Genomic DNA, 23,088 nt, shown 5'->3' on the forward strand with positions numbered 1-23,088 from the left:
CAGGAAGTCGGACCACAGCAGAAAATATGGTCATTACCGCCGAAAGGCGGCATAAGGGCCACGTGGATCGCGGGACTTGGCAGTCGTCAGCGGATCCACCACAGAGCGGAGGACTCGGAGCATGGCCGGCGCGATGCGCAAGATGGCGGTCTACCTCGGCCTCGTGGAGGACGATGGGTACGACGGCCGGGGTTTCGACCCCGACGACGACTTTGAACCCGAGCTCGATCCTGAGCCCGAGCGTGACCACCGACGGCACGAGCCGTCGCACCAGTCGCATGGAGCACATCAGTCCCAAAGGGACGAAGAGGTGCGAATCACTCAACCGCCCGCACCGCGTGAGCCGGTGGCCAGATCCGCTTCGCCAGGCGCGGAATCCGGGCGGTCGGCGCGTATCGCGCCCGTGGCATCCATCACACAAGAACGTCAGTCCCTGGAGAAGAACGCACCGGTGATCATGCCCAAGGTCGTGTCGGAACGAGAGCCGTACCGGATCACCACGCTCCACCCCCGGACCTACAACGAGGCCCGTACCATCGGGGAACACTTCCGTGAGGGCACCCCGGTGATCATGAATCTGACTGAGATGGATGACACAGACGCGAAGCGACTTGTCGACTTTGCGGCGGGTTTGGTGTTTGGTCTTCACGGCAGCATCGAGCGGGTGACGCAGAAGGTGTTCCTGTTGTCGCCTGCTAACGTCGATGTCACGGCGGAGGACAAGGCCCGCATCGCAGAGGGCGGGTTCTTCAACCAGAGCTGAGACGCACGACCGGAACAGCAGTGACGAGAAAGTACGTAAGCAGGGGAGAGGGAAGCACCGAACATGAGCGTGGTCCTGGATGTCGTCTACATCGCGCTGATGGTCTTCCTCATCGTGCTCATTTTCCGGCTGGTCATGGACTACGTCTTCCAGTTCGCCCGCTCATGGCAGCCCGGCAAGGCGATGGTGGTCGTTCTGGAGGCCACCTACACTGTCACCGATCCACCGCTCAAGCTTCTGCGGCGGGTAATCCCGCCGTTGCGTCTCGGGGGCGTGGCGCTCGACCTGTCCTTCTTCGTACTGATGATCATCGTCTACATCCTGATCACGATCGTGAGTCGGCTGTGAGCGATGTGAACTACCGTCTTGCCGAATGCCGACGACTACGTTGAGGTGAAGAGATGCCGTTGACCCCCGAGGACGTGCGGAACAAGCAGTTCACGACCGTCCGCCTCCGAGAAGGCTATGACGAGGACGAGGTCGATGCCTTCCTCGACGAGGTCGAAGCCGAACTGACCCGCCTGCTCCGGGAGAACGAGGACCTGCGCGCCAAGCTGGCCGCTGCCACGCGTGCTGCTGCCCAGAACCAGCAGAACATGCGCAAGCCTCCGGAGCCGCAGGACCAGCAGCAGCAGGGGATGCCCCCGCAGCAGCAGGGTATGCCCCAGCAGGGGATGCCGCAGCAAGGCATGCCGCAGCAGGGGATGCCCCAGGGCATGCGCGGACCGGGCGCCCCGGTGCCCGCCGGCATATCGGGCCCGCCGCAGCAGCAGATGGGCGGCCCCATGGGTGGCCCGCCCCAGCTGCCGAGCGGTGCCCCGCAGCTGCCCGCCGGTCCCGGCGGTGGCCAGGGTGGTCCGCAGGGTCCCGGCCAGATGGGCCAGGGACAGATGCAGGGCCAGATGCAGGGCCAGATGCAGGGTCAGATGGGCCAGGGCCAGATGGGCCAGGGTCCGATGGGCCAGGGCCCCATGGGTCAGGGTCCGATGGGCCAGGGCCCCATGGGTGGCCAGCCCCCCATGCAGCAGCAGCACATGGGCGGTCCGATGGGCGGCCATGGTCAGGGCCCCGGCGGCGACAGTGCCGCCCGTGTCCTCTCGCTGGCCCAGCAGACCGCCGACCAGGCGATCGCCGAGGCCCGTTCCGAGGCCAACAAGATCGTCGGTGAGGCGCGTTCGCGTGCCGAGGGTCTCGAGCGCGACGCCCGTGCCAAGGCCGACGCCCTGGAGCGGGACGCGCAGGAGAAGCACCGCGTCGCGATGGGCTCCCTGGAGTCCGCACGCGCCACGTTGGAGCGCAAGGTCGAGGACCTGCGCGGCTTCGAGCGCGAGTACCGGACGCGCCTGAAGTCGTACCTCGAGTCCCAGCTGCGTCAGCTGGAGACCCAGGCCGACGACTCCCTCGCCCCGCCGCGTACTCCGGCCGCTGCCTCCCTGCCGCCGTCCCCGTCGCCTTCGATGGCTCCGGCCGGCGCGAGTGCCCCGTCCTACGGCGGCGGCAACCAGGGCATGGGTGGACCGGGCCAGGCCGGCCCGTCGTACGGCGGCCAGCAGCAGATGTCTCCGGCGATGACTCAGCCGATGGCGCCGGTGCGTCCGCAGGGTCCCTCCCCGATGGGGCAGGCTCCCTCGCCGATGCGCGGCTTCCTCATCGACGAGGACGACAACTGACGGCCAGTAGTACGCCTTAGGCGTCGGCAGCGTTCAAAGGGCGTGGGCCCCGGATCCCGATCCGGGGCCCCGCCCTTTTTCGCGCGCCGGCCCCGAGGCGGGGCGCGTCGGGCGGGCGCCGGACACGGCGAAGGGCCCGGTCCCCCGCAGCGGGAGACCGGGCCCTGGTGAGCGCGCCGGAGGTGTTACGCCTTGCGCAGGCGGAACGTGAGGGTCAGGGCCTCGTCCGTGAACGGGGCGCCGTAGGTGTCGTCCGCCTCGCCCTGGGCGCTGTGCTCGTTCAAGAAGGTGGTGGCGAGGACCTCGTCCGAGATCAGGGACGCGTGGCCGGTCAGCGCGTCGACGACTTCCGGATCGGTCGCGGTCCAGCGGAGCGCGATGCGGTCGGCGACGTCGAGGCCGCTGTTCTTGCGGGCCTCCTGGATCAGGCGGATCGCGTCACGGGCCAGGCCGGCCCGGCGCAGCTCCTCGGTGATCTCCAGGTCGAGGGCGACCGTCGCGCCTGAGTCGGACGCCACCGACCAGCCCTCGCGCGGGGTCTCCGTGATGATGACCTCGTCGGGGGCGAGGGTGACGGTCTCGCCGTCGACCTCCACCGAGGCCGTGCCCTCGCGCAGGGCGAGGGAGAGCGCGGCCGCGTCGGCGTTCGCCACCGCCTTGGCCACGTCCTGGACGCGCTTGCCGAACCGCTTGCCCAGGGCGCGGAAGTTGGCCTTGGCGGTCGTGTCGACCAGGCTGCCGCCGACCTCGGAGAGCGAGGCGAGTGACTCGACGTTCAGCTCCTCCGTGATCTGCGCGTGCAGCTCGGCGGAGAGCGCGTCGAAGCCCGCGGCCGCGATGAGCGCGCGGCGCAGCGGCTGGCGGGTCTTGACGCCCGACTCCGCGCGCGTGGCGCGGCCCAGCTCGACCAGGCGGCGCACCAGGACCATCTGCTTGGACAGCTCCGGGTCGATCGCGGCGAGGTCCGCCTCCGGCCAGGACGCCAGGTGCACCGACTCCGGGGCGCCCGGCGTGACCGGCGCGACCAGGTCCTGCCAGACCCGCTCGGTGATGAACGGGGTCAGCGGGGCCATCAGCTTCGTGACCGTCTCGACGACCTCGTGCAGGGTGCGCAGCGCGGCCTTGTCGCCCTGCCAGAAGCGGCGACGGGAGCGGCGTACGTACCAGTTGGACAGGTCGTCGACGAACGCGGAGAGGAGCTTGCCGGCGCGCTGGGTGTCGTAGGCCTCCAGTGCCTGGGTCACCTGGTCGGTGAGCGCGTGGAGTTCGGACAGGAGCCAGCGGTCGAGGACGGTGCGGTCGGCCGGGGCCGGGTCGGCCTCGGAGGGGGCCCAGCCGGACGTGCGGGCGTACAGCGCCTGGAAGGCGACCGTGTTCCAGTAGGTGAGCAGGGTCTTGCGCACCACCTCCTGGATGGTGCCGTGACCGACGCGGCGGGCTGCCCAGGGGGAGCCGCCGGCCGCCATGAACCAGCGGACCGCGTCGGCGCCGTGCTGGTCCATCAGCGGGATCGGCTGGAGGATGTTGCCCAGGTGCTTGGACATCTTGCGGCCGTCCTCGGCGAGGATGTGGCCGAGGCAGACGACGTTCTCGTAGCTGGACTTGTCGAAGACCAGGGTGCCGATCGCCATCAGCGTGTAGAACCAGCCGCGGGTCTGGTCGATGGCCTCGCTGATGAACTGCGCCGGGTAGCGGGACTCGAAGAGTTCCTTGTTCTTGTACGGGTAGCCCCACTGCGCGAACGGCATCGAACCGGAGTCGTACCAGGCGTCGATGACCTCGGGCACGCGCGTGGCGAGCCGGCCGCAGTTCTCCTGCGGGCAGTCGAAGGTGACCGCGTCGATGTACGGGCGGTGCGGGTCGAGTTCGGACTGGTCGGTGCCGGTCAGCCCGGTCAGCTCCGCGCGCGAGCCGACGACGGTGAGGTGGTCGTCCTCGCAGCGCCAGATCGGCAGCGGGGTGCCCCAGTAGCGGCTGCGGGAGAGCGCCCAGTCGATGTTGTTGTTCAGCCAGTCGCCGAAGCGGCCGTGCTTGACCGTGTCCGGGTACCAGTTGGTCTTCTCGTTCTCCTCGAGAAGGCGGTCCTTGACGGCCGTGGTGCGGATGTACCAGGACGGCTGCGCGTAGTAGAGCAGCGCGGTGTGGCAGCGCCAGCAGTGCGGGTAGCTGTGCTCGTAGGGGATGTGCTTGAAGAGGAGGCCGCGGCTCTGGAGGTCCTCGGTGAGCTTTTCGTCCGCCTTCTTGAAGAAGACGCCGCCGACCAGCGGGACGCTCTCCTCGAAGGTGCCGTTGGGGCGGATCGGGTTCACGACCGGCAGGCCGTAGGCGCGGCAGACCTTGAGGTCGTCCTCACCGAAGGCGGGGGACTGGTGGACCAGACCGGTGCCGTCCTCGGTCGTCACGTACTCGGCGTTGACGACGTAGTGGGCGGGCTCCGGGAACTCGACCAGCTCGAACGGACGTTGATACGTCCAGCGCTCCATCTCGGCGCCGGTGAAGGACTCGCCGGTGGCCTCCCAGCCCTCGCCGAGCGCCTTCTCGACGAGCGGCTGCGCGACGACGAGGTTCTCCTCGCCGTCCGTCACGACGACGTAGGTGACGTCGGGGTGTGCGGCCACGGCCGTGTTGGAGACCAGCGTCCAGGGGGTCGTGGTCCACACCAGGAGCGCGGCCCGGCCGGCCAGCGGGCCGGAGGTGAGCGGGAAACGGACGTACACCGAGGGGTCGACGATCGTCTCGTAGCCCTGCGCCAGCTCGTGGTCCGACAGGCCCGTCTCGTCGCGGGGGCACCAGGGGGCCACGCGGTAGTCCTGCACCAGCAGGCCCTTGTCGAAGATCTCCTTGAGCGACCACCACACCGACTCGACGTACTCGGGGTCCATGGTGCGGTAGGCGTCGTCCAGGTCGACCCAGTAGCCCATGCGGTTGGTCAGCTCGGTGAACGCGTCGGTGTGGCGCGTCACGGAGTCACGGCACCGGGCGTTGAACTCGGCGATGCCGTACGCCTCGATGTCCTGCTTGCCGGTGAAGCCCAGTTCCTTCTCCACCGCCAGCTCCACGGGCAGGCCGTGGCAGTCCCAGCCGGCCTTGCGGGCCACGTGGTAGCCGCGCATGGTGCGGAAGCGGGGGAAGACGTCCTTGAAGACGCGCGCCTCGATGTGGTGGGCGCCCGGCATGCCGTTGGCGGTGGGCGGGCCCTCGTAGAAAACCCACTCGGGGCGGCCCTCGGACTGTTCCAGGCTCTTGGCGAAGATCTTCTGCTCGCGCCAGAAGTCGAGCACGGCGTGCTCGAGGGCGGGCAGGTCGACCTGGGCGGGTACCTGGCGGTACTGCGGCTGCGTGTTCAACGAGCTTCCTCCGGCGGATGTGCTGCCTTCCGTCGGAGGGACGAGAGCCTTGTCCACGCCGTGTGCGGCGCGCTCCCGCGGTACCACCCTCCTTGGCCCTCCGGCGCGTCGTGCGCCCCGGGGAGCCCCCTCATTGGGGTCGCGATGCCGGTTCTACCAACCCTGAGAGGGTCTTCTTCCGGCGGCTCCGGGGTGATCTTCACGTCGCGCTCGCCCCCGGGCTTCCACCGTCCCCGGGTCGCTCTGGGCTGCGTACGCCGCTACTCGTCCCCATCCACGCTTCTCGCTCCGCCCAGTGTACGGCGCCGCACGGACAGCGGCCGACCGGTTTTCGGGGCCGTGGGCCGGGCGCTCGCGGCGGGCCCCGGTGACCCGAATGGCGAGGGGCGCCGGTTCCCGCCCCGGGACTGCCGACCGGGCGGATTACCCGGCGGGGAGCTGGGCACAACGGATGCAGGCTTGCCGCGTGACGTGCGCGAGGTGGGCGAATCGGGCGGTGTGCCCCGTTGCCGCGGGACTCAAGTCGATTTATCGTCCCAGCACGATTCGCGTGCAAGATCACAATATGTGAAGGGGCCGCGGCCATGGTGGCGAAGAAGACCGCCGTACAGCAGTCGGCGTCCGGCAGGTCCACCGGCGCCTCCGGCGGTGCGGCCAAGGAGGTCGGTGCGAAGAAGAGCACGCAGGGAGGGAGCACGCGGGGAGGGAGCACGGGCACGGCGGACGCCGAGCGGCCGAAGCAGACGAAGGCGGTGAAGGCGGTGAAGGCCGTGGGCGCGGGGGGAGCCGGGAAGGCGGCGGCCGAGAAGGTGCCGGCGAAGAAGGTGGCGGCGAAGAAGGCCGCGCCTGCCGGAAAGGCCGCGGCCTCCGGCCCGGCTGCGACCTCCGAGGCCGTCGGCGCGTCCAAGAGGACGGGAGCCCCGAAGAGGACGGCGGCTTCCAAGAAGACCGCGGCCCCGAAGAAGGCGGCCACCAGGACCGGGGCCGTCAAGAAGGCCCCGGCGAAGAAGACGGCAGCCGGCGGGAAGGCGGCCACCGCAGAGGAGGGCATGGTCCGCGAGTCGGGCGCCGGTCCGCAGGGTGCAGTCGGCGAGGTGGACGCCGGCACGGAGGGGGCCGGCGGCAGGGGCGGTGCGGCCGGGAAGGGGACCGCCCGGAGGAGCACCGCAGGCAAGAGCACGGCCAAGAAGGTGGGCGCGGCCTCGGCCGCGGAGCAGACGGGAGCCACGACAGTGGTTGCGAAGAAGACTCCTGGCACGGCCACGGCGGCGAAGACCGCCGTTCCGAAGGCACGTTTCGCCGCGGCGGAGCCCGGCGAACTGGCGGTGCGCCCCGGCGAGGACCCCTGGACGCCCGAGGAGGTGGCGGAGGCCCGCGCCGAGCTGGACTCCGAGAAGAACCGGCTGCGCGCCGAGCTGGCCTCGTCCGAGGCGGCCCTGGTGGGACTGATGCGGGACTCGGGGGACGGCGCCGGGGACGACCAGGCGGACACCGGGACGAAGAACATCACGCGCGAGCACGAACTGGCGCTGGCCGCCAACGCGCGCGAGATGCTGGTCCAGACCGAGCACGCCCTGGAGCGGCTGGACGCGGGCACCTACGGCCTGTGCGAGAACTGCGGGAATCCCATCGGCAAGGCCCGCATGCAGGCCTTCCCGCGGGCCACCCTGTGCGTCGAGTGCAAGCAGAAGCAGGAGCGCCGGTACTGATCACCCGGCCGTCGTCGAAGCGTGCCGTACCCTCGTCCTCAGTCAGGTACCTAGGTCGAGGGACTCACGTGGCAGAGGCGGAGCGCATCATCGGTACGCCGGACACTCCAGAGGCGGCGGGAGCCGAGCCGGAGCCGTCCGGCGGGAACGCAGGGCAGCCGGAGCGGCCGGATTCGGACGACTCCTCCGGTGCGGACGAGTCCACGGCGCAGGCCGCCGGGCAGCAGCCCCGCGGCAGGCGCCGTATCGCCGTGCTGTTCGGGGTCGCCGCGTTCGCGTACGTCATCGACCTGGTCAGCAAGCTGATCGTGGTCGCGAAGCTGGAGCACCACCAGCCGGTCGAGGTCGTCGGGGACTGGCTGCGATTCGAGGCGATCCGCAACGCGGGCGCCGCCTTCGGCTTCGGCGAGGCCTTCACCGTGATCTTCACGGTGATCGCGGCGGCGGTGATCGTGGTGATCGCCCGGCTCGCCCGCAAGCTCTACAGCCTGCCCTGGGCGATCGCGCTGGGCCTGCTGCTCGGGGGCGCCCTCGGCAACCTCACCGACCGGATCTTCCGTGCGCCGGGGGTCTTCGAGGGCGCGGTGGTGGACTTCATCGCGCCGAAGCACTTCGCGGTCTTCAACCTGGCCGACTCGGCGATCGTCTGCGGTGGAATCCTGATCGTCCTGCTGTCCTTCAAGGGCCTCGACCCGGACGGGACCGTCCACAAGGACTGAGCGTGTGTTCGGGGGTGCCGGACCTGTCCGGCATACTCGACGGGTGAGCACGATTCCCGAGACCCGCAACCTGCCCGTGCCCGACGGCCTGGAGGGCGAGCGTGTAGACGCCGCCATCTCCCGCATGTTCGGCTTCTCCCGTACCAAGGCCGCCGAGCTCGCGGCCGCGGGGAAGGTCACGGTCGACGGGTCGGTGGTCGGGAAGTCCGAACGGGTGCACGGCGGGGCCTGGCTCGAGGTCGAGATGCCGCAGGCGCCCGCGCCGGTGCAGGTGGTCGCCGAGCCCGTCGAGGGCATGGAGATCGTGCACGACGACGACGACGTGGTCGTGATCGTCAAGCCGGTCGGGGTGGCCGCCCACCCGTCGCCCGGCTGGACCGGCACGACCGTCATCGGCGGACTCGCCGCCGCCGGCTACCGCATCTCCACCTCCGGTGCCGCCGAGCGCCAGGGCATCGTGCACCGGCTCGACGTGGGCACCTCCGGCCTGATGGTGGTCGCCAAGTCGGAGCGCGCCTACACCTCGCTGAAGCGCCAGTTCAAGGAGCGCACGGTCGACAAGCGCTACCACGCGCTCGTCCAGGGCCACCCGGACCCCACCAGCGGCACCATCGACGCGCCCATCGGCCGCCACCCCCAGCACGACTACAAGTGGGCGGTCACCGCCGAGGGCAAGCCCTCCGTCACGCACTACGACCTGATCGAGGCCTTCCGCGCCGCCTCCCTGCTGGACATCAAGCTGGAGACCGGCCGTACCCACCAGATCCGCGTCCACATGGCCGCCCACCGCCACCCGTGCGTCGGCGACCTGACCTACGGCGCCGACCCGACGCTCGCCAAGCGGCTGACGCTGACCCGCCAGTGGCTGCACGCGGTCCGGCTGGGCTTCGAGCACCCCGGCGACGGCGAGTGGGCCGAGTTCTCCTGCGAGTACCCGGACGACCTCCAGCAGGCCCTCGACCAGGTCCGTGAGGAGACCTACGGATGAGCGGCCCGCGCGCGTACGTGATCCGCGTCGCGGAGGACCCCGCCGACCGTGAGGCCTGCTTCGCGGTCCGCAAGGAGGTCTTCGTCGGCGAGCAGGGCGTCCCGGAGGACATCGAGTACGACGCCCACGACGCCGGCGCGGTGCATGTGCTGGCGGTCCGCGAGGACGGCGTACCGCTCGGGACCGGGCGGCTGCTGTACGGCGCGCAGGTCGCGGCGAAGACCGGCGGGGACCTGTCGGTCGGGTCGCTGGGGCGGCTCGCCGTCACCAAGGAGGCACGCGGGCTCGGCGTCGGGGCCGCGCTGGTGACGGCCATCGAGGACACGGCACGCGCGCGTGGGCTCACGGCGGTCGACCTGCACGCGCAGACGCACGCCCTGGGGTTCTACGAGCGGCTGGGGTACGAGGCGTACGGCCCGGAGTTCCCGGACGCGGGCATCCCGCACCGGGCGATGCGGCGGGGCCTCCAGCCGTAGCCGGGGTGGCGGGGGCGCCGAACGGGCTGCCGGCGAGGGCGACGTGGCAGGCTTGAGATCCGCCGTGTGACGTCTCAGCCCCCGGAGCACTGACCGTGGATCAGTTGGCCCTGTTGTTCGTCCTGCTGCTCGGGGCCGTGGTGAGTGTCCCGCTGGGCGACCGGTGGAGTCTGCCGGCACCGGTCCTGATGACCCTGCTCGGGATCGTGCTCGTGGTCGTCGACTTCGTGCCCGATGTGAGCGTTCCGCCGGACCTGATCCTGCCCCTGCTGCTGCCGCCCCTGCTGTACGCGGCCGTGCGGCGCACCTCCTGGCGGCAGTTCACGGCCAACAAACGGCCGATCTTCCTGCTCGCCGTGGCCCTGGTGTTCGTCACGATGCTGTGTGTGGGCGCCGTCGCCCACGCGATCGTGCCCGGACTGCCGATCGCCGCGGCCCTGGCCCTCGGGGCGCTCGTCGCACCGCCCGACCCGGTGGCCGCCACCGCCGTGGCCGGAAAGCTCGGGCTGCCGCGCCGGCTGGTGTCCATCCTGGAGGGCGAGGGGCTCTTCAACGACGTCACCGCCATCGTGCTCTACCACGTGGCCATCGCCGCCGTCGTCAGCGGGAGCTTCTCGCCCTGGGAGGCCGGCCTCGACCTGGTGCTGTCCGCCGTCGTCGCGGTGGCCGTCGGGCTGACGCTCGGCTGGGGCGCGAACCGGCTGATGGACCTGCTCGGGGACCCCACCCTGCAGATCGGGCTGACGCTGCTGGTGCCGTACGCCGCCTATGTGCTGGCGGAGGAGTTCCACGGGTCCGGGGTGCTCGCGGTGCTCACCACAGCGCTGTTCCTCGCCGAGTACGCCACCGATCCCGACGACGTGATGACGCGGCTGGCCGGGCACACCTTCTGGGACATCGTCGACACCCTGGTGACCGGGGTGGCGTTCGGGCTGATCGGCCTGGAACTGCACCTGGCGATCCGGACAGCGTCCGGGCGGTGGGGGGAGATGCTCGGATGGGCCGCGGCGGTGGTGGCCGTCGTGATCCTCGTACGGCTGCTGTGGCTGCTGCCGGCCACCTGGCTCGCCCAGCGGCTGCACGCCCGGCGGGACCACGACGAGGACATCCCCGTCAGCTGGCGGGAGACCGTCGTGATGTGGTGGTCGGGGATGCGCGGGGTCGCCTCGGTGGCGCTGGCGCTCGCGATTCCGCTGAAGACCGATGAAGGGACGCCCTTCCCGAACCGGGACGAGATCGTGTTCATCGCCTTCGGGGTCATCATGGCGACGCTCGTGATCCAGGGACTGACCCTGCCGTGGCTGGTGAAACGGCTCGGGGTGCAGGCCGACACCGGGCGTGAGAAGGAGTTCGAGAAGGAACTGGCCGTGCGGGCGGCGAAGGCGGCGAAGCGCCGGCTGCGGGAGATCGAGGCCGAGGAGGATCTGCCGGAGGAACTGTCCGAGCAGATGAGCCGGCGGGCCCTCGACATCGGGCTGCGGATCAGCCCCGACCTGGGGGAGGACGAGCGGCGGGAGGACCATGAGCACCGGGTGCGCCGGCTGAAGCGGGTGCGGCGGATCCAGGGGGAGATGCTGAGCGCGGCCCGGCACGAGGTGGTCGCCGCGCGCAGTGAGCCGGGTGCCGATCCGGAGATCGTGGACAGGGTGCTGCGGCATCTGGACGTGCGCAGCCTGCGGTGACAGGCGATCGGCGACCGGTGGCCGGCGATCGGTGATCCCGGTCGTGCGCGTCGGCGGCGCACGCCGCCGCGGGCGTCGGGCCCGCGGCGGCACGGGCCGTCAGCGGTCCGCGCGCGGTGACTCGTGGGCGCGGCGCTGGGGTGCGATGCCGCCGGGTACGCGGCCGTTGGCGTGGTTCGGGGGCAGCAGCGCGTCGGCGGTGTTGACGCGGGGCAGGGCGTACGGGTGCTCCTCGGCCAGCCAGCGGATCATCTTCTCCCGGACGGTGACCCGGACCGTCCAGATGTCGTCGGCGTCCTTGGCCGTCGCCAGCGCCCTGACCTGAAGGGTGTTGGGGGTGGTGTCGGTGACGTCCAGGCCGTAGGCGCGGCCGTCCCAGGCCGGGCACTCGCGGAGGATGTCGCGGAGCTTCTCCCGCATCGCGTCCAGCGGTGCCGAGTGGTCGACGTGCCAGTAGACGATGCCGGTCATCTGCGGGGTGCCGCGCGACCAGTTCTCGAACGGCTTGGACGTGAAGTACGAGACGGGCATGGTGATCCGGCGCTCGTCCCAGGTCCGCACGGTGAGGAAGGTCAGGGTGATCTCCTCGACGGTGCCCCATTCACCGTCCACCACCACTGTGTCGCCCATGCGCACCATGTCGCCGAAGGCGATCTGGAACCCGGCGAACATGTTGCTCAGCGTCGACTGGGCGGCGACACCGGCGACGATGCCGATGATGCCCGCGGAGGCCAGCAGCGAGGCGCCGGCCGCCCGGAACGCCGGGAACGTCAGCAGCATCGCCGCCACCGCGACCACGCCGACGACGGCGGAGACCACCCGCATGATCAGCGACACCTGGGTGCGTACCCGCCGCACCCGGGCCGCGTCGTGGTGCACGCGCGCGTAACGGGTGTACGTGGTCTCGACGATGGCGCCGACGATCCTGACGGCCAGCCAGGCCGCCGCCCCGATGAGCACCAGGGTGAGCGTCCGGCCGACGCCTACGCGGTGGTTCTCCAGCACCTCGGCCCGGTCGAACGACCCTCTCAGCAGCGCCGCGCAGAGCACGAGCTGGTACGGGATGCGTCCCCGGCGCAGCAGCCCCCACAGGGACGTCTCCGGATGCCGTTCATCGGCCTTGCACAGCAGTCGGTCGGTGGCCCAGCCGATGAACAACGTCAGCACGACCGAACCGCCGACCACGATCAGTGGGCGGAGCAGGTTCTCCATGCCCTCGAACGTAACCGGCCCGGCGGGGTCGTGAACATGCGGGCGGTGTGAAGAGACCCACGTGCGCGGTGGCGGGAGCCGGCTCGTGAGGCGTTGTCGGTGCCGGCTGGCACCATGGCCTCATGAACATCATGCTCTTCCACTCGACCTACGGACCGCGCCCCGCGGTGCGCGCCGCGGCGGACCGGCTGCGCGCCGCCGGCCACGAGGTGTGGACCCCGGACCTCTTCGACGGGCGTACGTTCGACACGGTCGAGGAGGGCATGGCCCACAACGAGAAGATCGGCAAGGACGAGTTGCTCAGGAGAGCCGTCCTGGCCGCCGCGCCCTACTCGGAGCGCGGGCTCGTGTACGCCGGGTTCTCGCTGGGCGCGTCGATCGCGCAGACCCTCGCCCTCGGCGACGAGAAGGCACGCGGCCTGCTGCTTCTGCACGGCACCTCCGACCTCGCGCCCAACGCCTCGGTGGACGGTCTGCCGGTGCAGCTGCACGTGGCCGAGCCGGACCCGTTCGAGACCGACGACTGGCTGAGCGCCTGGTACCTCCAGATGGGCCGGGCGGGCGCCGACGTGGAGGTCCACCGGTACGCCGGGGCCGGTCACCTCTACACCGACCCCGACCTGCCCGACTACGACGCGGAGGCGGCCGAGGCCACCTGGCGGGTGGCGCTCGGCTTCCTCGACAGCCTGTAGACGGTCCGTAACCGGCCTGTGGACGGCGGCTACACGGGGTCGTACGTCCGCTCGACCTTCTGCGTGCCGGTGCGGGTGCGGTAGGACCGGGACCAGGACGAGGTCGCGTCCGCCTTCGTGCGGCTGGACACCACGTAGAAGTCCATCTGCGCGCGGTCGGCGGTGATGTCCAGGACGCCGTAGCCGTGCCGGTCGGTGTCCACCCAGTGGACGTGGCGGTTGGCGGCCTTGATGACCGGCGCGGCGATCGCGGAGACCGTGCCCTCGGGGACCTTCACGAGGTCGTCGAGGTTGTCCGAGGTCACCGAGGTGACCACGAACTCCGTGGCGGCCGAGGCGGACAGCGGGTAGGTCCCGGCGTCCACGGGCACGTCGTTGGCCCACGCCATGTGGATGTCGCCGGTGAGGAAGACGGTGTTGCGGATGGCGTTCGCGCGCAGGTGGGCGAGGATCTCGCGGCGGTCGTCCGTGTAGCCGTCCCACTGGTCGGTGTTGAGAGCGAGGCCCTCCTGCGGCAGGCCGAGCAGCTTGGCGAGCGGCTTGAGCAGGGTGGCCGAGAGGGAGCCGATGGCGAACGGCGAGATCATCACCGAGTTGCCGACCAGCCGCCAGGTGGTGTCGGAGGCCTTCAGGCCGGCCTTGAACCAGTCCAGCTGGGCGCGGCCGGTGAGGGTGCGGTCCGGGTCGTCGACGTCACCGTTGCCTACGGAGACCTGCTGGGAGCGGAAGGAACGCAGGTCCAGCAGGGAGAGGTCGGCGAGCTTGCCGAAGCGCAGCCGGCGGTAGGTGGTGCCCGCCAGCGCCGGGCGGACCGGCATCCACTCGAAGTAGGCCTGCTTGGCCGCCGCCTGACGGTTCGCCCAGGTGCCTTCGGCGCCCTCGGTGTGGTTCTCGGCGCCACCCGACCAGGCGTCGTTGGCGATCTCGTGGTCGTCCCAGATCGCGATGACGGGCGCCTTGGCGTGCAGGGCCTGGAGATCGGGGTCGGTCTTGTACTTGCCGTGCCGGGTGCGGTAGTCGGCGAGGGTGAGGATCTCGTGCGTGGGCGCGTGCTGCCGTACGACGGTGTCGCGGGTGCCGTACTCGCCGGTGCCGTACTCGTAGATGTAGTCGCCGAGGTGCAGCCAGGCGTCGAGGTCGCCGCGGGCGGCGAGATGACGGTAGGAGGAGAAGTAGCCGGCCTCCCAGTTGGCGCAGGAGGCCACGCCGAAGCGCAGACCCGCCACGGACGCGTCCGCCGCCGGCGCGGTGCGGGTACGCGCCACCGGGGAGTCGGTCCCGCCGGCCGAGAAGCCGAACCAGTAGTCGGTGGCCGGGGCCAGACCTCGGACGTCGGCCTTGACGGTGTGGTCGGAGGCGGCGGTCGCGGTCACGGACCCCTTGGCGACGACGGTCGTCAGCGCCTTGTCCCTGGCGACGATCCACTCGACCTCGGTGTCCGGGCCGCGCCCGGAGCCGGGTATCGCGTCGGCGGTCGGGGTCACCCGGGTCCACAGCAGGACGCCGTCGGGCAGCGGGTCACCGGAGGCGACACCGTGCAGGAAGGCGGGGGCCTCGTCGGCGGCCCGCGCGGGCAGGGCGGCGGCGAGCGGCCCGGCCAGCACGGCGGTGGCGGCAGCGGCCTTGACGACCGTACGGCGGCGGGGGGCACGGGTGTCGACGCGATCTGACGGCGCGTCGGTGCTCTCTGTTGATCTGTATCGACTGGTCACGGCCGATCAGATTACTGACCAGTACGGCAAAGGGCGGGCGAACTGGCAAAAGTTCGCCCGCTCTTCGGATTTCCGTCTCTCGGGCCGCTCGGCCCGGTCAGGCCTTGAGGGCGGCGTCGAGCGCGGTGGTGAAGTCGGCGACCGTCATCGGGGCGTTGTCGCTGCCCGGCGCGGTCAGGGACTTCCCGTCCATCTTCAGCGTCGGGGTGCCGGACACACCGCTGTCGTCGAACGTCTCGGACATCTCCAGCGCCCACTTGTCGAAGGTGCCGTCCGTCACGGCCTTCTGGAACTTGGCGTTGCTCTTCAGCGCGGGAACCGTGTCGGCCACCTTGATCAGGTAGCTGTCGTCCTTGAACTTGTCGTCGCTCTCCTCGGGGTGCCACTTCGCCGAGTACATCGCGGTCTTGTACTCGAGGAACGCCTCCGGGCTGACGTCGAGCGCGGCGCCCAGCGCGCTCAGCGCGTTCTTGGAGCCCTCACCCGACAGGCCGCGGTCGAGGAAGGTGGCGCCGACGAACTGGAGCTTGAACTTGCCGGCGTCGTAGTCCGACTTCACGGTGGCGCCGACGGTCTGCTCGAACTGGGCGCAGACCGGGCAGCGCGGGTCCTCGTACATCACGAGGGTCTTCTTCGCGGTGCTCTTGCCCATCACGACCGTGGTGCCGTTCTCACCGGTGGTGTTGGCCGGCTTGACCAGGGGGTTGTCCGCGGCCTCCTCCCAGTACGTGGGCTTGTTGTTCTGGACGACCGCGTAACCTATGCCGCCGGCCGCCGCCAGCACTCCGACGACCGAGCAGGCCACGATGACCTGGCGCTTGATCTTGGTGCGCTTGGCCTGGCGTTCGCGCTCGACGCGGAGCCGCTCGCGAGCCGCCGTCTTCGCCGCCGCACTGTTGCGCTTGCTCATGGTGGTGTTCTCCAGGTGGGACGCGCGCAGGGGATGCGCGGGATACGTGTGTGGGGACGGTCGTGCTCGTGGCCGCGCGGGGCAGGGTGATGCTCAGGCGGCAGCGGACGGGCGCGGGGGTCCACGACGTCCCAGGGAGTGCACGAGGATCCGGTCGAGGCCGGTGGCGGCCGGGCGGAGCGCGGGCCGCGGCAGCCGGCGGACGGCCGGGGCGGTGCGGACGGTCACCGCGGCCACGGCCAGCAGCAACGGCCGGAACGTCGTCGCGGTCGCCGCGCGCAGCACCTGGGCCAGCGCGCGCTCGCCCCGCCGCAGCCAGGCGGCGGCGAGGAGGCCGACGCCGATGTGCGCGCCCAGCAGCAGCCAGGCGGTCGACGGGTCGGCGTGGGCGAGGAGGCCGCCGACCCGCTCCGGGTCGGCGCCGCCCCTGCCGAATCGGGCCAGCGGAGCGCCGACCCCGGTGCCGTCGCCGCACAGGAGGTCGAAGCCGACCGAGCGCAGCGGGCCGGTGACCGGGCCGCCCGCGCGGCCGTAGCAGACGTGCTGGCCGGTGGTGAAGACCGTGTCGGCCGCCAGCTCCAGCGGGATCAGCAGGGCGGCGATCCGCCCGAAGCCGCGCTCGCGGCCCGCCAGCGCGTAGGCGAGGAGGAACACGGCGACCGCGAGGGCGGCCACCGTGTTCAGCGGCAGCGGGGCCCGCGACAGCAGCACGTGCGACGCGGTGCTGAGCGTCACGACGACAGCCGTGAAGAGTGCCGCGCGTACGGCTCTGAGGCGGGTCCCGGATATGTCCATGGCGGAGAAGAGTGTGTCACGCGTGCCCGTAAGAGGCTCCTAAACGGTCGCTGTGAGTGCCCTTTCCCTGAGGGATTTCGCTATGGATCCCGTCACAGGCCCGGGATCCGGCCGTTGCGGAACAGGTCGAGGAAGATCTGGTGGTCCGCACGCGCGCGTGCGCCGTAGGAGTGCGCGAATTCCACCAGGAGCGGCGCGAAGCTCTCCTCGTCGCCGGCCAGCGCCGCGTCGATGGCCCGCTCGGTGGAGAACGGCACCAGGGACTCGCCGGAGGTGTCGTCCGCCGCCGCGTGCATCGTGGCCGTGGCCCGGCCGAGGTCGGCGACGACGCCCGCGATCTCCTCCGGGTCGTCGATGTCGCCCCAGTCCAGGTCCACCGCGTACGGCGAGACCTCGGCGACCAGCTGCCCCGCGCCGTCCAGCTCGGTCCAGCCGAGCCACGGGTCGGCGTGCGCCTGGAGGGCGCGCTGGGAGATCACCGTGCGGTGGCCCTCGTGCTGGAAGTACTCGCGGATCGCCCGGTCGGTGATGTGCCGGGAGACGGCCGGGGTCTGGGCCTGCTTGATGTAGATCACCACATCGTTCTCCAGGGCGTCGCTGTTGCCCTCCAGCAGGATGTTGTACGAGGGCAGGCCGGCCGAGCCGATGCCGATGCCCCGGCGGCCGACGACGTCCTTCACCCGGTAGGAGTCCGGGCGGGTCAGGGAGGTCTCCGGCAGCGTCTCCAGATAGCCGTCGAAGGCGGCGAGGACCTTGTAGCGGGTGGCCGCGTCCAGCTCGATGGAGCCGCCGCCGGACGCGAAGCGGCGCTCGAAGTCGCGGATCTCGGTCATGGACTCCAGCAGCCCGAAGCGGGTCAGGGAACGGGCGTCGCGCAGGGCGTCCAGCAGCGGCCCGTCGGCCGTGTCCAGGGTGAAGGGCGGCACCTCGTCCTGCTTGGCACCGGTGGCCAGAGCGCGGATCCGCTCGCGGTACGCGCCCGCGTACACCTGCACCAGCTCGGTGATCTGGTCGTCGCTGAGCGCTTTCGCGTACCCGACGAGTGCGATCGAGGCGGAGAAGCGCTTCAGGTCCCACACGAAGGGGCCGACGTACGCCTCGTCGAAGTCGTTGACGTTGAAGATCAGGCGGCCCTGGGAGTCCATGTAGGTGCCGAAGTTCTCGGCGTGCAGATCGCCGTGGATCCACACGCGCGAGGTGCGGTCGTCCAGGTACGGTCCGGTGAAGGTGTCGGCGTCGCCGCGGCCGCTCCGCTCCGCGTCCAGGTCGTGATAGAAGAGGCACGCCGTGCCCCGGTAGAACGCGAACGCCGAGGCCGCCATCTTGCGGAACTTCACGCGGAACGCGGCCGGGTCCGCGGCCAGGAGTTCGCCGAAGGCGGTGTCGAAGACGGCGAGGATCTCCTCGCCGCGAGGCTCTTCATTGAGCTGCGGAACCGACATCGCGGGGTGCCTCCTGGTGCTTCATGTGTACGACAGCGTTTCTGTCGTCTCCAACGGGCGGACGCGTGCGAAAGTGCCCGCGGCCCCCGCTGTGAAGGTACGCGGGGGAGCCCGCCGGGTGTCAGTGCCGAGGCATAGACTTCGACGCTGACCCCAGGACTGTCCGCCAGCCCGTCGTCGTCCGTTTCCCTTGGAGGCCATGTCGTGTCGAAGCCGCCGTTCACGCACCTGCACGTTCACACCCAGTACTCGCTGCTGGACGGTGCCGCGCGGCTCAAGGACATGTTCGACGCGTGCAACGAGATGGGCATGACCCACATCGCCATGTCCGACCACGGCAACCTGCACGGGGCGTACGACTTCTTCCATACCGCCAAGAAGGCCGGGGTCACCCCGATCATCGGGATCGAGGCGTATGTCGCCCCCGAGTCGCGGCGCAACAAGCGCAAGATCCAGTGGGGCCAGCCGCATCAGAAGCGCGACGACGTCTCCGGCTCCGGTGGCTACACCCACAAGACGATCTGGGCGACCGACGCGACCGGCCTGCACAACCTCTTCAAGCTCTCCTCGGACGCGTACGCCGAGGGCTGGCTGCAGAAGTGGCCGCGGATGGACAAGGAGACCATCTCCCAGTGGTCCCAGGGTCTCGTCGCCTCCACCGGCTGCCCCTCGGGCGAGCTCCAGACCCGGCTGCGCCTCGGCCAGTACGACGAGGCACTGAAGGCCGCCTCCGACTACCAGGACATCTTCGGCAAGGACCGCTACTTCCTGGAGCTGATGGACCACGGCATCGAGATCGAGCGCCGGGTCCGCGACGGCCTGCTGGACATCGGCAAGAAGCTCGGCATCCCGCCGCTGGTCACCAACGACTCGCACTACACGTACGCGCACGAGGCGACCGCCCACGACGCCCTGCTGTGCATCCAGACCGGCAAGAACCTCTCCGACCCCGACCGCTTCCGCTTCGACGGCACCGGCTACTACCTGAAGTCCACGGACGAGATGTACGCCGTCGACTCCTCGGAGGCCTGGCAGGAGGGCTGCGCCAACACCCTCCTGGTGGCCGAGATGGTCGACACCACCGGCATGTTCGAGGCGAAGAACCTCATGCCGAAGTTCGACATCCCCGAGGGCTACACCGAGGTCAGCTGGTTCAAGGAGGAGGTCCGCCGCGGCATGGAGCGCCGCTTCCCCGGCGGCATCCCCGACGACCGGCAGAAGCAGGTCGAGTACGAGATGGACGTCATCATCCAGATGGGGTTCCCGGGCTACTTCCTCGTCGTCGCCGACTTCATCATGTGGGCCAAGAACAACGGCATCGCCGTCGGCCCCGGCCGAGGCTCCGCGGCCGGCTCGATCGTCGCGTACGCCATGGGCATCACCGACCTCGACCCGATCCCGCACGGCCTGATCTTCGAGCGGTTCCTCAACCCCGAGCGCGTCTCCATGCCCGACGTCGACATCGACTTCGACGAGCGCAGGCGCGTCGAGGTGATCAGGTACGTGACCGAGAAGTACGGCGCCGACAAGGTCGCCATGATCGGCACCTACGGCAAGATCAAGGCGAAGAACGCCATCAAGGACTCCGCGCGCGTGCTGGGCTACCCGTACGCGATGGGCGACCGTCTCACCAAGGCGATGCCCGCCGACGTCCTGGGCAAGGGCATCGATCTGAACGGCATCACCGACCCCTCGCACCCCCGCTACAGCGAGGCGGGCGAGATCCGCGCGATGTACGAGAACGAGCCCGACGTGAAGAAGGTCATCGACACCGCCAAGGGCGTCGAGGGCCTGGTCCGGCAGATGGGCGTGCACGCGGCCGGCGTGATCATGTCCAGCGAGCCCATCGTCGACCACGCCCCCGTCTGGGTGCGGCACACCGACGGCGTGACCATCACGCAGTGGGACTACCCGCAGTGCGAGTCGCTGGGCCTGCTGAAGATGGACTTCCTGGGTCTGCGCAACCTCACGATCATGGACGACGCCATCAAGATGGTGAAGGCCAACAAGGGCATCGACCTGGAGATGCTCGCCCTCCCGCTGGACGACCCCACGACCTTCGAACTGCTCTGCCGCGGTGACACGCTCGGTGTCTTCCAGTTCGACGGCGGCCCGATGCGCTCGCTGCTGCGCCAGATGCAGCCCGACAACTTCGAGGACATCTCCGCCGTCTCGGCCCTCTACCGGCCGGGCCCGATGGGCATGAACTCGCACATCAACTACGCGGAGCGCAAGAACGGCCGCCAGGAGATCACGCCGATCCACAAGGAGCTGGAGGAGCCCCTCCAAGAGGTCCTCGCGGTCACCTACGGCCTGATCGTCTACCAGGAGCAGGTGCAGAAGGCCGCCCAGATCATCGCCGGGTACTCGCTCGGCGAGGCCGACATCCTGCGCCGCGTGATGGGCAAGAAGAAGCCCGACGAACTGGCGAAGAACTTCACCATCTTCCAGGCCGGCGCCAAGAAGAACGGCTACAGCGACGAGGCGATCCAGGCGCTGTGGGACGTGCTGGTCCCGTTCGCCGGATACGCGTTCAACAAGGCCCACTCGGCCGCGTACGGACTCGTCTCGTACTGGACGGCGTACCTGAAGGCGAACTACCCCGCCGAGTACATGGCGGCGCTGCTCACCTCGGTCAAGGACGACAAGGACAAGTCGGCCGTCTACCTCAACGAGTGCCGCCGCATGGGCATCAGGGTGCTCCCGCCGAACGTGAACGAGTCCGAGTCGAACTTCGCCGCGCAGGGCGACGACGTGATCCTCTTCGGCCTCTCCGCCGTGCGCAACGTCGGCACCAACGTGGTCGAGTCGATCATCAAGTCCCGCAAGGCCAAGGGGAAGTACTCCTCCTTCCCCGACTACCTCGACAAGGTCGAGGCGGTGGTCTGCAACAAGCGCACCACGGAATCGCTGATCAAGGCCGGCGCCTTCGACTCGATGGGCCACACCCGCAAGGGCCTCACCGCGCAGTACGAGCCGATGATCGACAACGTGGTCGCGGTCAAGCGCAAGGAGGCCGAGGGCCAGTTCGACCTCTTCGGCGGCATGGGCGAGGAGCAGAACGACGAGCCCGGCTTCGGCCTCGACGTCGAGTTCACCACCGACGAGTGGGACAAGACGTACCTGCTCGCGCAGGAGCGCGAGATGCTCGGTCTGTACGTCTCCGACCATCCCCTCTTCGGTCTGGAGCACGTGCTGTCCGACAAGGCGGACGCGGGCATCGCCCAGCTCACCGGGGGCGAGCACTCGGACGGCGCGGTCGTCACCATCGGCGGCATCATCTCGGGCCTCCAGCGCAAGATGACCAAGCAGGGCAACGCCTGGGCCATCGCCACCGTCGAGGATCTCGCCGGCTCCATCGAGTGCATGTTCTTCCCCGCGACCTACCAGCTGGTCTCGACCCAACTCGTCGAGGACGCCGTGGTGTTCGTCAAGGGCCGCCTCGACAAGCGGGAGGACGTGCCGCGCCTGGTCGCGATGGAGCTCCAGGTGCCGGACCTGTCCAACGCGGGCACCAACGCCCCGGTGATCCTCACCATCCCGGCCGTGAAGGTCACCCCGCCGATGATCAACCGGCTCGGTGAGATCCTCACCCACCACCGGGGCGACAGCGAGGTCCGGATCAAGCTCCAGGGCCCCACGAAGACGACCGTTCTGCGCCTGGACCGGCACCGGGTCAAGCCCGACCCGGCCCTCTTCGGCGACCTGAAGGTGCTGCTCGGCCCGTCCTGCCTGGCCGGCTGAGCGGCCGGCCCACGCCCGCGCGGGACACGGCCACGCGCGGGACACGGCCGCGCGCAGGACACACGCAAGGGGCGCACCCGGAGATCCGGATGCGCCCCTCATGCATGTGCAAGGGCGTCAAGGGCCCGTTACGCAGATGCTAGTTGTGGCCGAAGCGCTTGCCGCGTCCCTTGCCGCGGGCCATGTCGCCGGGCGTCGTCTGCGGGGAGCGCGTCTCGTCCTGCGGCTCGAGGGTGGCCTGCGGCGCGGACTGCGCGGTGCGCTCGGACTGCGGCTGCTTGCGGTCACGGTTCTTGTTCTTGGCCATGGGGATCTGCCTCCTGTTGGGGGTCTAGGGGCCAGGGCCGGATTCAGATTCACATAGGCTGACTTATGGCGCATTTCGGATAATTACCGTCGGTGACAGGGTTCGTCGGAGCGTCCCGCCCCGAAACGCCACGCCGAAGATCGAGTTCCGGCCGTTAACCCCCGCGTGGTCGGGCAGACTCGAAGCAGGCCCGAAGCAAATCTCCCGGGAAGAGGGTGAGTCGTGTGGACCGCTGCATCGTCCTGGTGGACGCCGGGTATCTGCTGGGGGCCGCCGCGAGTCTCCTCGCCGGAGAGCCCTCCAGATCCAGAATCACCGTCGATCACGCCGCCCTCGTCCAGGGCCTGCGCGAACAGGCGGAATCCGAGACCGAACGGCCGCTGCTGCGGATCTACTGGTTCGACGGCGCCCCCGACCGCGTCCCCCAGCCCGAACACCGCAGACTGCGTGTGATGCCGCGCGTCACCGTCCGGCTGGGCGCGCTGACCCGCAGCGACGGCCGCTGGGCGCAGAAGGGCGTCGACGCCGCCATGCACGCCGAGCTGACCGAGCTGGCCCGCAACCGAGCCTGCTCCGACGTCGTCCTGGTCACCGGCGACGGCGACCTGCTGCCCGGCATGATGGCCGCCAAGGAGCACGGCGTCGCCGTCCACCTGTGGGCCGTACAGGCCGCCGACGGCGACTACAACCAGTCCGAGGACCTGGTCGCCGAGGCCGACGAGCGGCGCGTTCTGGACCGTACGTGGATCACCAAGGCCGTCCGCGCCAAGGACTTCGGCGGGGTGTGCGCGCCGCCGCCCGTGCCGCGGCCCGAGATCGCCGCCATCCTCTCCGCGCCGTTGCCCGAGTCCACCCTCGCACCGACGTCCGAGCGGCCCGCCGAACAGAGCGAGCACCCCTCCGCCCCCGCCGACCACGGC

18 protein-coding genes are annotated in these 23,088 nt (G+C 70.2%); 11 read left to right on the top strand and 7 right to left on the bottom strand.

The features are described from left to right. Positions 1–121: 121 nt before the first annotated feature. The 3 genes from BZL64_RS02225 (at position 122) to BZL64_RS02235 (ending at position 2,433) form a co-directional block, all read left to right on the top strand. A complete protein-coding gene (locus BZL64_RS02225; RefSeq protein WP_086765537.1) occupies positions 122–763 on the top strand; it encodes a cell division protein SepF in 642 nt (213 codons plus the stop codon). 63 nt (positions 764–826) lie between these two features. Beyond that, positions 827–1,111, top strand: a complete 285-nt coding sequence (locus BZL64_RS02230; protein WP_086765539.1) for a YggT family protein — start codon at positions 827–829, stop codon at positions 1,109–1,111. 53 nt (positions 1,112–1,164) lie between these two features. Continuing rightward, positions 1,165–2,433 carry a DivIVA domain-containing protein gene (locus BZL64_RS02235; RefSeq protein WP_086765541.1) on the top strand — a complete coding sequence of 423 codons (1,269 nt, stop codon included), beginning with the start codon at positions 1,165–1,167 and terminating at the stop codon, positions 2,431–2,433. A gap of 185 nt (positions 2,434–2,618) precedes the next feature. Here the strand turns inward: BZL64_RS02235 and ileS are convergent, their stop codons facing one another. After that, on the bottom strand, positions 2,619–5,780 hold the full coding sequence (gene ileS / locus BZL64_RS02240; protein ID WP_086765545.1) for an isoleucine--tRNA ligase: 3,162 nt from the start codon (positions 5,778–5,780) through the stop codon (positions 2,619–2,621). 584 nt (positions 5,781–6,364) lie between these two features. On the opposite strand from ileS, the gene BZL64_RS02250 reads away from it, so the two are divergent. The 5 genes from BZL64_RS02250 to BZL64_RS02270 all read left to right on the top strand — a co-directional run bounded on the left by BZL64_RS02250 (position 6,365) and on the right by BZL64_RS02270 (position 11,354). Beyond that, a complete protein-coding gene (locus BZL64_RS02250) occupies positions 6,365–7,489 on the top strand; it encodes a TraR/DksA family transcriptional regulator (protein ID WP_086765547.1) in 1,125 nt (374 codons plus the stop codon). Between the two features lie 68 nt (positions 7,490–7,557). Beyond that, positions 7,558–8,208 (top strand): signal peptidase II, encoded by a 651-nt coding sequence (gene lspA, locus BZL64_RS02255; protein WP_086765549.1) that lies wholly within the window; start codon positions 7,558–7,560, stop codon positions 8,206–8,208. Between the two features lie 43 nt (positions 8,209–8,251). Beyond that, the gene (locus BZL64_RS02260) at positions 8,252–9,196 is read left to right on the top strand and encodes an RluA family pseudouridine synthase (protein WP_086765551.1); all 945 of its coding nucleotides are present in this window, start codon (positions 8,252–8,254) and stop codon (positions 9,194–9,196) included. After that, entirely contained in the window at positions 9,193–9,672 is a 480-nt protein-coding gene (locus BZL64_RS02265) for a GNAT family N-acetyltransferase (protein ID WP_086765553.1), read from the top strand. Before BZL64_RS02260 ends, BZL64_RS02265 begins: the two co-directional genes overlap by 4 nt. A 95-nt stretch (positions 9,673–9,767) precedes the next feature. Continuing rightward, on the top strand, positions 9,768–11,354 hold the full coding sequence (locus tag BZL64_RS02270; protein WP_086765556.1) for a Na+/H+ antiporter: 1,587 nt from the start codon (positions 9,768–9,770) through the stop codon (positions 11,352–11,354). Positions 11,355–11,453: 99 nt separating this feature from the next. Here BZL64_RS02270 and BZL64_RS02275 read toward each other — a convergent pair whose 3' ends face one another. Then, entirely contained in the window at positions 11,454–12,566 is a 1,113-nt protein-coding gene (locus BZL64_RS02275) for a mechanosensitive ion channel family protein (protein ID WP_086765558.1), read from the bottom strand. Between the two features lie 122 nt (positions 12,567–12,688). Here BZL64_RS02275 and BZL64_RS02280 point away from each other — a divergent pair, with 122 nt between their 5' ends. Continuing rightward, the gene (locus tag BZL64_RS02280; RefSeq protein WP_086765560.1) at positions 12,689–13,258 is read left to right on the top strand and encodes a dienelactone hydrolase family protein; all 570 of its coding nucleotides are present in this window, start codon (positions 12,689–12,691) and stop codon (positions 13,256–13,258) included. 29 nt (positions 13,259–13,287) lie between these two features. Here the strand turns inward: BZL64_RS02280 and BZL64_RS02285 are convergent, their stop codons facing one another. From BZL64_RS02285 to BZL64_RS02300, 4 genes are all read right to left on the bottom strand, one after another. Further along, complete coding sequence (locus BZL64_RS02285; RefSeq protein WP_086765562.1) at positions 13,288–14,970, bottom strand: alkaline phosphatase D family protein; 1,683 nt, start codon at positions 14,968–14,970, stop codon at positions 13,288–13,290. 97 nt (positions 14,971–15,067) lie between these two features. After that, positions 15,068–15,880 carry a thioredoxin domain-containing protein gene (locus BZL64_RS02290; RefSeq protein ID WP_086765565.1) on the bottom strand — a complete coding sequence of 271 codons (813 nt, stop codon included), beginning with the start codon at positions 15,878–15,880 and terminating at the stop codon, positions 15,068–15,070. Positions 15,881–15,973: 93 nt separating this feature from the next. Then, positions 15,974–16,675 carry a hypothetical protein gene (locus tag BZL64_RS02295; RefSeq protein ID WP_086765567.1) on the bottom strand — a complete coding sequence of 234 codons (702 nt, stop codon included), beginning with the start codon at positions 16,673–16,675 and terminating at the stop codon, positions 15,974–15,976. A gap of 92 nt (positions 16,676–16,767) precedes the next feature. Beyond that, positions 16,768–18,117 carry a DUF2252 domain-containing protein gene (locus BZL64_RS02300; protein WP_086765569.1) on the bottom strand — a complete coding sequence of 450 codons (1,350 nt, stop codon included), beginning with the start codon at positions 18,115–18,117 and terminating at the stop codon, positions 16,768–16,770. 204 nt (positions 18,118–18,321) lie between these two features. On the opposite strand from BZL64_RS02300, the gene dnaE reads away from it, so the two are divergent. Further along, positions 18,322–21,861, top strand: a complete 3,540-nt coding sequence (gene dnaE / locus BZL64_RS02305; RefSeq protein ID WP_086765571.1) for a DNA polymerase III subunit alpha — start codon at positions 18,322–18,324, stop codon at positions 21,859–21,861. A gap of 139 nt (positions 21,862–22,000) precedes the next feature. On the opposite strand, the gene BZL64_RS40120 is transcribed toward dnaE, so the two are convergent. Then, a complete protein-coding gene (locus BZL64_RS40120) occupies positions 22,001–22,168 on the bottom strand; it encodes a hypothetical protein (protein ID WP_086765573.1) in 168 nt (55 codons plus the stop codon). Positions 22,169–22,392: 224 nt separating this feature from the next. On the opposite strand from BZL64_RS40120, the gene BZL64_RS02315 reads away from it, so the two are divergent. Beyond that, on the top strand, positions 22,393–23,088 hold a 696-nt coding region (locus BZL64_RS02315; RefSeq protein WP_208639346.1), incomplete at its 3' end, for an NYN domain-containing protein.

It is taken from the genome of Streptomyces bobili, assembly GCF_002154575.1.
Lineage (GTDB): Bacteria > Actinomycetota > Actinomycetes > Streptomycetales > Streptomycetaceae > Streptomyces > Streptomyces bobili.